The sequence below is a fragment of the Microcoleus sp. T3_A4 genome (assembly GCF_036700465.1).
Classification (GTDB): Bacteria; Cyanobacteriota; Cyanobacteriia; order Cyanobacteriales; family Microcoleaceae; genus Microcoleus.
Genome location: NZ_JAUBOY010000096.1, coordinates 1 through 8,601 on the forward strand (window position 1 = coordinate 1; position 8,601 = coordinate 8,601).

At 41.4% G+C, this 8,601-nt stretch carries 8 protein-coding genes; 3 read left to right on the forward strand and 5 right to left on the reverse strand.

Annotated elements, in window-relative coordinates; all coding sequences use genetic code 11:
* Positions 1-183 precede the first annotated feature (183 nt).
* The 5 genes from QUA07_RS29180 to QUA07_RS29200 all read right to left on the reverse strand — a co-directional run bounded on the left by QUA07_RS29180 (position 184) and on the right by QUA07_RS29200 (position 4,168).
* A complete protein-coding gene (locus QUA07_RS29180) occupies positions 184-501 on the reverse strand; it encodes an urease subunit beta (RefSeq protein ID WP_333332554.1) in 318 nt (105 codons plus the stop codon).
* A 34-nt stretch (positions 502-535) separates the two neighbouring features.
* Positions 536-838 (reverse strand): urease subunit gamma, encoded by a 303-nt coding sequence (ureA, locus tag QUA07_RS29185; protein WP_015179363.1) that lies wholly within the window; start codon positions 836-838, stop codon positions 536-538.
* A gap of 162 nt (positions 839-1,000) precedes the next feature.
* Positions 1,001-1,876: an urease accessory protein UreD gene (locus QUA07_RS29190; RefSeq protein ID WP_333332557.1), complete on the reverse strand. Its 876-nt coding sequence runs from the start codon at positions 1,874-1,876 to the stop codon at positions 1,001-1,003.
* Positions 1,877-1,938: 62 nt separating this feature from the next.
* Positions 1,939-3,252, reverse strand: a complete 1,314-nt coding sequence (locus tag QUA07_RS29195; protein ID WP_333332560.1) for a photosystem II assembly protein — start codon at positions 3,250-3,252, stop codon at positions 1,939-1,941.
* Positions 3,245-4,168: a radical SAM protein gene (locus QUA07_RS29200; RefSeq protein WP_333332563.1), complete on the reverse strand. Its 924-nt coding sequence runs from the start codon at positions 4,166-4,168 to the stop codon at positions 3,245-3,247. The genes QUA07_RS29195 and QUA07_RS29200 overlap by 8 nt, the downstream gene beginning before the upstream one ends.
* Before the next feature lie 142 nt (positions 4,169-4,310).
* On the opposite strand from QUA07_RS29200, the gene QUA07_RS29205 reads away from it, so the two are divergent.
* The 3 genes from QUA07_RS29205 (at position 4,311) to phnD (ending at position 8,387) form a co-directional block, all read left to right on the forward strand.
* Positions 4,311-4,493, forward strand: coding sequence for a hypothetical protein (locus QUA07_RS29205; RefSeq protein ID WP_333332566.1), 183 nt, complete (start codon positions 4,311-4,313; stop codon positions 4,491-4,493).
* Between the two features lie 236 nt (positions 4,494-4,729).
* Positions 4,730-6,505 carry an ATP-binding protein gene (locus QUA07_RS29210; RefSeq protein ID WP_333332568.1) on the forward strand — a complete coding sequence of 592 codons (1,776 nt, stop codon included), beginning with the start codon at positions 4,730-4,732 and terminating at the stop codon, positions 6,503-6,505.
* A gap of 991 nt (positions 6,506-7,496) precedes the next feature.
* A complete protein-coding gene (gene phnD, locus QUA07_RS29215) occupies positions 7,497-8,387 on the forward strand; it encodes a phosphate/phosphite/phosphonate ABC transporter substrate-binding protein (protein WP_333332571.1) in 891 nt (296 codons plus the stop codon).
* The last annotated feature ends 214 nt before the right edge of the window (positions 8,388-8,601 follow it).

The window sequence follows — 8,601 nt, forward strand, 5'->3', positions numbered from 1 at the left end:
TTTCATTAGGTTTGATTACACAATGATATTTCATTATTATTGATTGTACCTCATAACAGCGGGAACCGCTGTATCATGGTGTGGATATTTCCTACAGTTGCATTTTTTTTTGGAAACTGGCAGAACTTTGAAGTTAAAAAGTTTCTAATTCCCAAATCAACAATCGTGAACGCTCATCTGGTTTCATACTTCAGCATCCAGATGACCGTTCACTTTTCCATTGAAGCCGTAGACTTGACGACTACCTACAAACGGCACTAATTGCACTTCCCTTTCATCTCCGGGTTCAAATCTAACTGCTGTTCCCGCCGGAATATCCAATCGCATTCCTTTTGCTTGTTCTCGATTAAATTCTAAGGCTTCATTAGCTTCGTAAAAGTGATAGTGCGAGCCAACTTGTATGGGTCGATCGCCTTTATTTCCTACCAGCAACCGCACTGTTTCACGCCCTGCATTGAGTTCTATTTCGCCGGCTGAAATAATCATTTCTCCTGGAATCATCTTTTCCTCCTATGAGTCTCTGTGGTTGATTTTTTTAACGGATCGGATCGTGTACTGTAACGAGTTTAGTTCCATCGGGAAAAGTCGCTTCAACCTGGACTTCATGCACCATTTCCGGTATCCCTTCCATCACATCTTCCCGCGTCAGGAGAGTGGTTCCATAACTCATTAAATCGGCGACGGTGAGGCCGTCTCTGGCTCCTTCTAGAATGGCGGCGGAAATGTAGGCTAGTGCTTCTGGATAGTTTAATTTTAAACCTCGTTGTTTCCGCCGCTCTGCTACCAGGGCTGCGGTGAAAATCAGCAGTTTGTCTTTTTCTTGGGGGGTGAGTTGCATTTTTATTCTTGTAAGTGCGATCGCATTATTTGATTATGATATCTTTTACGGTTTTTTGTGAATGATTTAACCGCAAAGGGCGCAGAGGGCGCAGAGTCAGAGAAGAGAGAGATGAATAATCTAGTTAGGAGGGCAACTATACATTGAAACTCAAATATCATCCTATTTTATCCAAACTCTGGGCAAACAGCAAGGGCGTTGTGAATAAGACAAGCGCAGCAAGTGCCAAATGCTGACAAACCAGTCTCTCGCTGCGGTGGTGGATGTACCGCGATATCGGCACAGCAAACCGTTAGGAATACGAGTCACGCCGAGGGTGGAATTACCAGGATAAATTGTTGCCTCCGATGGCAAATCTCGCACTTTTTCCACGAACTCTGTGGTGACGGGTTCGCCTACCCAAGCGAGGGTGGCGACTACGGGTTTTCCTGCGAGGCCGTGAGGGCTTTCGAGCATTTTTTCTCCACCTTTGAGCAATTGTCTGTCAATCCATAAAGGGCTGTTTTGTTGCCAGACTTCGGTGTGCGAGATCCATTCTCCCGACAAGAACTTTTCGCCCCTAGCACTGCGTCCAAATCTGGTAATTTCCCACAGTAAAATCCTGGCTGTTGGTGCTAATTCTACTCGCAAATTTTGCCGATATATTGCGCCGTCAAAAACGATAGTTTCCTGTGGCAGCCATTCTAAATTAGCACCGGCTTCTAGTTTGATGTCAATATTTTGTTGTGATTCTAGTCCGCTGCTGCGATAGATTTTACTAGCAGCGGCGCTGGTAATCAAGGCTTTGGCGTTGGGTTGGAGGTGAAAATGGCTGGAAAGTCGATCGCCCCCGACAACTCCCCCAGCCGTGTGCAAGATGACGCTGTGGCAAATCTCTTTCCCTTCAGGATAAAACGGGCGCTGCACCTTAAGGGGCGCTTGCATTTGATTGTGAATGATTTGAGTTGCACCGCTGCGGTTGGCATAGGCTAAATCCAGACTGCCGTGCCATCCAGTTTGAATGTTATTGGTAGGTGTTTCAGTCGATTTTTGAATCACAGATTTTTACGATTAAATGTTAAATTGGAAACTTTTTTCATTTCTTTCGAGATGTATATTTATCATTTTTTTGCTAATATCACATAGTCATCAAGCCCATAATGCGGCTCGTAAGGTAATTTAAGGTGCTGGCGGAAAAGTGGACTGATGAATTTCTGTACAGGTAGATTTTCTATAGCAAACTTTCCAAAGTTAGGATGGGATGTCCTGCTACCGATTGAATTTAAATATTTATACCAAACTAAGTTTAAGCCCAGTTCATTAACGAATTGTCGTACTACATTTAGCTCTTGTTGGCAATCATCAACTCGACGAACATTGTATGGTATCAGCAACTTCTTATCTTGAATAATTAGCAAAGCGTAACCCGAATCATTCAGGCTGTTTGTAAATATATCCTTGTAAATCTGAAGGGATTTTTCTCTTCTCTCCTCATCGTTAAAAAAACAGTGAGAAATCACTATAAAATCAAAGAATTTTTTAGGCAGTCTTTTAGATTGATTTTCCCCATCAAAGATACTAGAAGTGTCAAACCGAAAGTAAGCATTCATCGCCTGGGGTTCCATGTATTGCCGCCAAAACTGGAGTCCGCGATATTGAAAAGCTTTTTGCTGTTCCAGAGAGTAGTAGGATATGTGCATTGGCGGCATTGAAAAAAAGTCGCTACTGCTTTGCAGCAACAAACCGAGTCCGTAAGCAACAGTACCCGGCCCAGCAGCAATATCGAGGATATTAACTTTAGTCGGTAATAAGCCAGCCTTGTAAATCAGGAACCAAGCTAGATATGTACAGTAGACGTTATCTAGGAAATACCTAATTAAATAGACGTGAGGACTTAGCTCAAAATTGTATTTAGGATCTTGTCCTTCTTTCAGTTTCTGTATATCGTCAATAGCTTGTTCAAGTAAATAATCAATATTGTTTTTTTCCCGGTTCAACTTATTAAACTCATTCTTAATAAAGCCAGCCAAATGTTGTTCAAAATTACTAAATGTTTTGTCGTCAATGCCAGTGCATTGAATCATACTCTCATCGCAGTCTATCAATTTGAAAGATTTTGAAATATGTTCAATGAACTTTGGGTCTGGAAACAAGGTTAATTGATCAATCCGCGCCAGCGAATCGTCAAGTTGCCCGAAGCTTAGTTGCATTTCTAATTCTTCTAAATGCCGCTCGGCTTCTTTGATGCGGTCATTTTTTTTATGCAATAACTTCTCAAGCTGTAGGCGCTCTTTAAATAGCTTCTGCTGCCATGAGAGTTTTGCTCCGGAATTTTCTATTTGTTTTAACAGTTGTTGGGCAAGTCGATTATTTTGACTCTTAACGGCTTCGTTAAACTGATGGGAACGCCACCAGTTAGCTAGCGAGTTATTCATAGCCAAATCCCTCTTTACCTTCCATAATTTCAACATCTGGGAGCATCGCAATTAATTTATTTTTAAACTTGCGATAACTCTGTTGTTCGCTATTGTACCACCAAGCGTACTTGTGTTTAAGAGCTAATGCTTCCTCTCGAGTTGACGCAATTAGCGATCGCCCGTTGCTGGCATGAAAATCCTGAATCACCACTCGATCTACAACTGCCAGCTTGCTAATAAAATCCGCTTCATCTTCCGGTAAGGTAGGGAGTAGTGGCGTCACAGTTATAGAAAATCTGACTTCGCAATTTTCTTGGTAAGGAAAGCTGTATTTCAGTTTTGCCATAGCTTTGAGTCTCGCAGGAATACTCGGCGACTTTGGTTCAAAATCTTTCCTTACTTTTTCGCTACCAGTGGGAATGCTCATGTTAATTCGCAACCGCTGAAATTTCTGTAAAATATCGATATCTCTAGTTATCATAGGACTGCGAGTTTGGATAACCAGCGTCGGTTGATAGGAAAGCATTACTTGTAACAAGTACCTAGTTAATAGTTTTTTAGTTTCAAGCGGCTGATACGGATCGGTGACACTACTCATGTAAATGCTAGGTGGTCGATCCGGGTTTTTCTTGTACCAACTATGCAACTCTTTCTTTAAAATATCGGTGGCATTTTCTTTGATGATGACCCAATTCCCCCAATCCTGACGCATCTGTGAATTAGGGCTAAAAGCAGCAGCATAACAATAGCTGCATCCGTACTGACAGCCGCGATAAGGATTTAGCGTGAAATCGTAAGCACTGATAAATCCAGTAGCTTTGTTAAGCACTGACTGTGCATTTTGTGCATACACTTTAGAACTTCCGAAGTTTTCTTTGAGTGCGACAGTGTGTTTCTTGCCGATGGAATATCCTTCATACTGAGACTTTACCATGATTGAACCTGCTACAGTATTAAAATGGAAAATGTTTAGAAATGAGAAAGGCAAGGGCGCTTCTATCTTACTACTTCACTGTACCCCACTCAACAAATGTTAGCAAAACAGTGGGTAATTAGTCAACTTTACAATAAGTTTTTTGAAGAACCAACAAGTCAGCTCTTTAAACTCCACGCTAAGCTCGATCGCTAATGTAATGCAAGCTTACGGATTTACTGACAGCGACGATATTTTAGCAAATGTGCTGGAATTAAACCTAGAACTGGCAGAAAAAGAAAAACGGGGAGAACCGGTAGTTGGGCCTTGTGTCCCAACTGACTAAAAATACTAATCGCTGTAATCATAAGTTTTGTAAATTGGCGTCTAATCACATAGATGGTTGATAGAGATCACAAGCACTTTAGTCTAAAAACAGAGATACTAGGGGAAGAGTTAAGTTTTGAGTTAAAAATTTTCAAATTCAAAATTAAACACTCAAAACTGTTTTTCGCCTTCAGCATAAGTGCATTTTGCTTTTCTTCGCTCCCTTAGTCCTGATTTGTTTGGGAGGAACTGCCAATGTTATTATTTACCCACACTCAGTCCCTAGATAGCAAAGTAGAGCAAGAAACCTCTGCTAAAAAAAAGTTTTTACAGCATTCATCTATTAATTTAACTGGGCTGAAGGGAGGATTTAACCATTTGCGGATAGGTCAAAAAATTAGCTATGGCTATGCTTTAGCTATCGGCATAGCGATTTTGGGAACTGGTGCGGGACTGACATTGGGAGATTACTTTCGCAAGCAAGCTTTAGTTCAGGTGAATGTTGCTGGGCAGCAGCAGCAACTGCTGCAAAATTTGCAAAATACCGTATTTGAAGCCCGATCGCACGCGGCGAGATTGCCAGTCGTTTTGGGAAACGCCGTATGGCTGCAATACGAACACGATCGGTTTTTCGGGCAAATCAATCAGGCGAAAATCCTGATTTCAGAAATTGAATTTTTCGCACGAGAAAATCCCGATAGACTAGCAACAGAAGAGGCCACATTGCAGGCTCTATTGAAGAAATCGGCCCTCGTCATTGATTACTACGGTAAGCTAATTAAATTGCAGTTAAAAGAAGCGGAAGTTTGGAATTTGCAGCCCAACAGCATCGAGTCCGCACAGCTACAAATGTTGAGGACTAGCAGCGGCCAAGAGGCGATCGTACTAGATAACCTTGCTCAATGTTTAACCCAGCTAATTTCTACAGTAGAAACTCACCAACAGCAAGGAACCCAAGCATTAGAACAAGCTGAAAATTTGCGAAACCGAATTATTCTCGGAAGTATGCTAATTTCAGCACTCATCGCTGTCGCACTGGCGGACAAAACCAGCCGCGCGATCGCCCAACCCCTCGAAACCGTCACTAATGTGGCTCAGCAAGTCACTCGCGAATCGAACTTCAACCTGCAAGTACCAGTCACAACAGACGACGAAATCGGAGTTTTAGCGGTCTCTTTCAATCAATTGATTCAGCGAGTTAGCGAGTATACACAAGAACTCAAACAAACTCAATCCCAATTAATTCAGACCGAAAAAATGTCATCTCTCGGTCAAATGGTGGCAGGGATAGCCCACGAAATCAACAATCCCGTCAACTTCATCGGCGGCAACATTGACTATGCCAACCAATACATCGAAGATTTGGCAGGTTTGGTAACTCTCTATCAAGAATATTATCCCAACCCACCAGATGCCATTCTAGAGCGCATCGAAGACATTGAACTCGAATTTCTCAGAGAAGATTTACCAAAAACCCTCTCTTCGATGAAAATGGGAGCCGATCGCATTCGCGAAATTGTCGTATCCATGCGTAATTTTTCGCGATCGGACGACGGAAAAATGAAATCAACCGACATTCACGAAGGAATTGATAGCACCCTCGTAATTCTCAATCATCGGCTCAAACAAGGTATTCAAGTTATTAAACAATACGGCAAGTTGCCTGCGGTTGAGTGCTATCCCGCGCAACTGAATCAAGTATTTATGAATATTATTAGCAATGCAATAGATGCGCTGGAAGAGGTAAAAAAGGCAGACAAAGCCTATTCGCCAACCATTTGGATTAGCACGGAAATTACAGCCGACAATACTGTCACCGTCAAGATTCGGGATAACGGGCCGGGAATTGCAGCAGCCTGTGTCCAACAGATATTTGACCCATTTTTTACTACAAAGTCGATCGGTAAAGGTACTGGATTAGGATTGGCTATTTCCTATCAAATCGTTGCCAAGCATCAAGGCAAAATTGAGGTAAATTCTCAAATAGGACAGGGTACGGAATTTGTGATTACTTTGCCAGTTGCTGCGTAATATCACGCGGAGCGACTTCGTTTTTGTGTATCTGGAGTCAAGATTGTGAAGTCTCGATTAGGCCGGTTTACTGGATATATAACTTATATTCTTATATTACAGATATTGGTGAACCAGTGCCTACAGACATCATGGTTTTTTTACCGGGCATGAGATGGCGATTAGTGTCGAATAACATATTATTTGTCGCTTTTAAAAATTAATTCCGTCTCCATAAGATTAACTGAAGCCCTCGCTCTATAAAGATTCTAGCAGCTTTTTTGACCACAAAAGTACAGCAGTGACTTTAACAGGTTAGTTGTCGCTATTTAAACTTTTGACAAATTTTGTGTCGCTTCTTAAAAAACGGGACTTGTAAAAATTAGACAATCAAAGTCCTCTTGAGGCGTCCTGGTGATACGGGATTGTACCCTCGATCGAATGTCCGAAAGCCTCCCCATCACCTACGTTCTCGATCGCAATACAATGTTTCTAACTTTTGGTATCGCTGGGGTCGAAACTCTCAACGCCGATCGCGTTTACATTAGTATCAACACTTGAGATTATTCCGGCTATCGGGACTGTCACCCCCATTATATTCAAGCCATTCAAGAAGTATTTCGGATAGGGGCACAATAGGGGAAAGAACGTGATACACTCTCTATCTTAATACCTCTGATTGAGCTAAAAAAGACAGAAATCATTAAATAAATTAGGCAATAATGAGGGAGTGCCTTGCGAAAAAAAGTTGGTTTTGTTACGGCGGTGAAGTTGCTGGCGGCGTTTGCGATTCCTGTGAGTTAAGTCTGGCAGCGTTTAAGGAGTTAGGTTTACAAGATCCGCTGCCTTATGCTCCCAACCATAAAACCTATAGATAAAATTTTTCTTAATAATTTGGCCACAACAGTTGACTGAAGCTTAACCAACGGATAATCTATTTTAATGAAAGTTTATTCCAAATAGCTTATAATAGTTATGCAATTTTCAACTGCCACTTAAACTCCTAAAAATCATGAAGCGGCGGCATTTTGTTGGGTTATCACTATTGTTTGTAGCAAGCTGTTCTACAACAGTCAATCAATCTAATCGCAGTTCTTCCAGTTTGGCCGTAAGTGAACCTGAAACCCTTGAATTTGCTGTAACTGATGTTCAGGGTGCAGAAGATTTGCAGCAAAATTATCAAACCTTTCGGACTGTTCTTGAGGAAGTTTTGGAGAAAAAAATTGAATTATTCCCCGTAGATAACTATATAAGAGCAGCCGTAGCTCTCCAGTCGGAGCGGCTAAAATTAGCTCTAACAGGGCCATCTGAATATGTGATTATGCGGGCCCGGACAAATGCTGTGCCCATCATTGCCATCACCCGCCCGGACTATCACTCAATTATTGTTGTTCGTGCCAATAGTGAGATTAAGTCAGCAGCACAATTGAAAGGTAAAACAATAGCTATGTGGAAAATAGGTGCAACTGGTGGTCATCTAGGCCCGATTAAAATTCTCCTGGATGCTGGCTTAAATCCCCAATCCGACTTCAAAATCTCAATGTTGGAAAGAAAGGGTTTGCAGGCTCTCAAACAAGACCAAGTTGATGCCTTAGCAATTGGTGTGAATAGATACAAAGATTTACTCAAAACAGACGGTTTATCAACCAATGATTTTCGGATTATTGCCACAGGGCAACCCTTACCTAGTGATTTGTTTGTTGCTAGTAGCAACCTGCCTAATACTCTTGTTGAAAAAATTCGCGACCGCCTGGTAGAAAATCAAGATCAGCTAATTGAAGCAATTTTAGTTGGGAAAGATAATGATAAGTATCAAGGAGCTAAACTGATGCCAGCTAACGACAGTGATTATAACATGATTCGTGAAGTTTATAAGGCTATTGGTCAGGGGAATGTCTTTTAAGGTTAAATTTTATCTAATGCCTACTTTGTAGTAGGCTTTTAGCCCTTAATCCTCCATAAACTCTAGGGAAGATTGCCTACTATGAATAAGAGACTTTATTTATGTGCATTAGACCTCTTGCAAAATAATTTTATGATATAATGAAAAGTTTTGCTAAGAGTTGATTGAATCCCAACTCCTAACTTATTTTCACTCTGGTCTTGCTATAAACAGG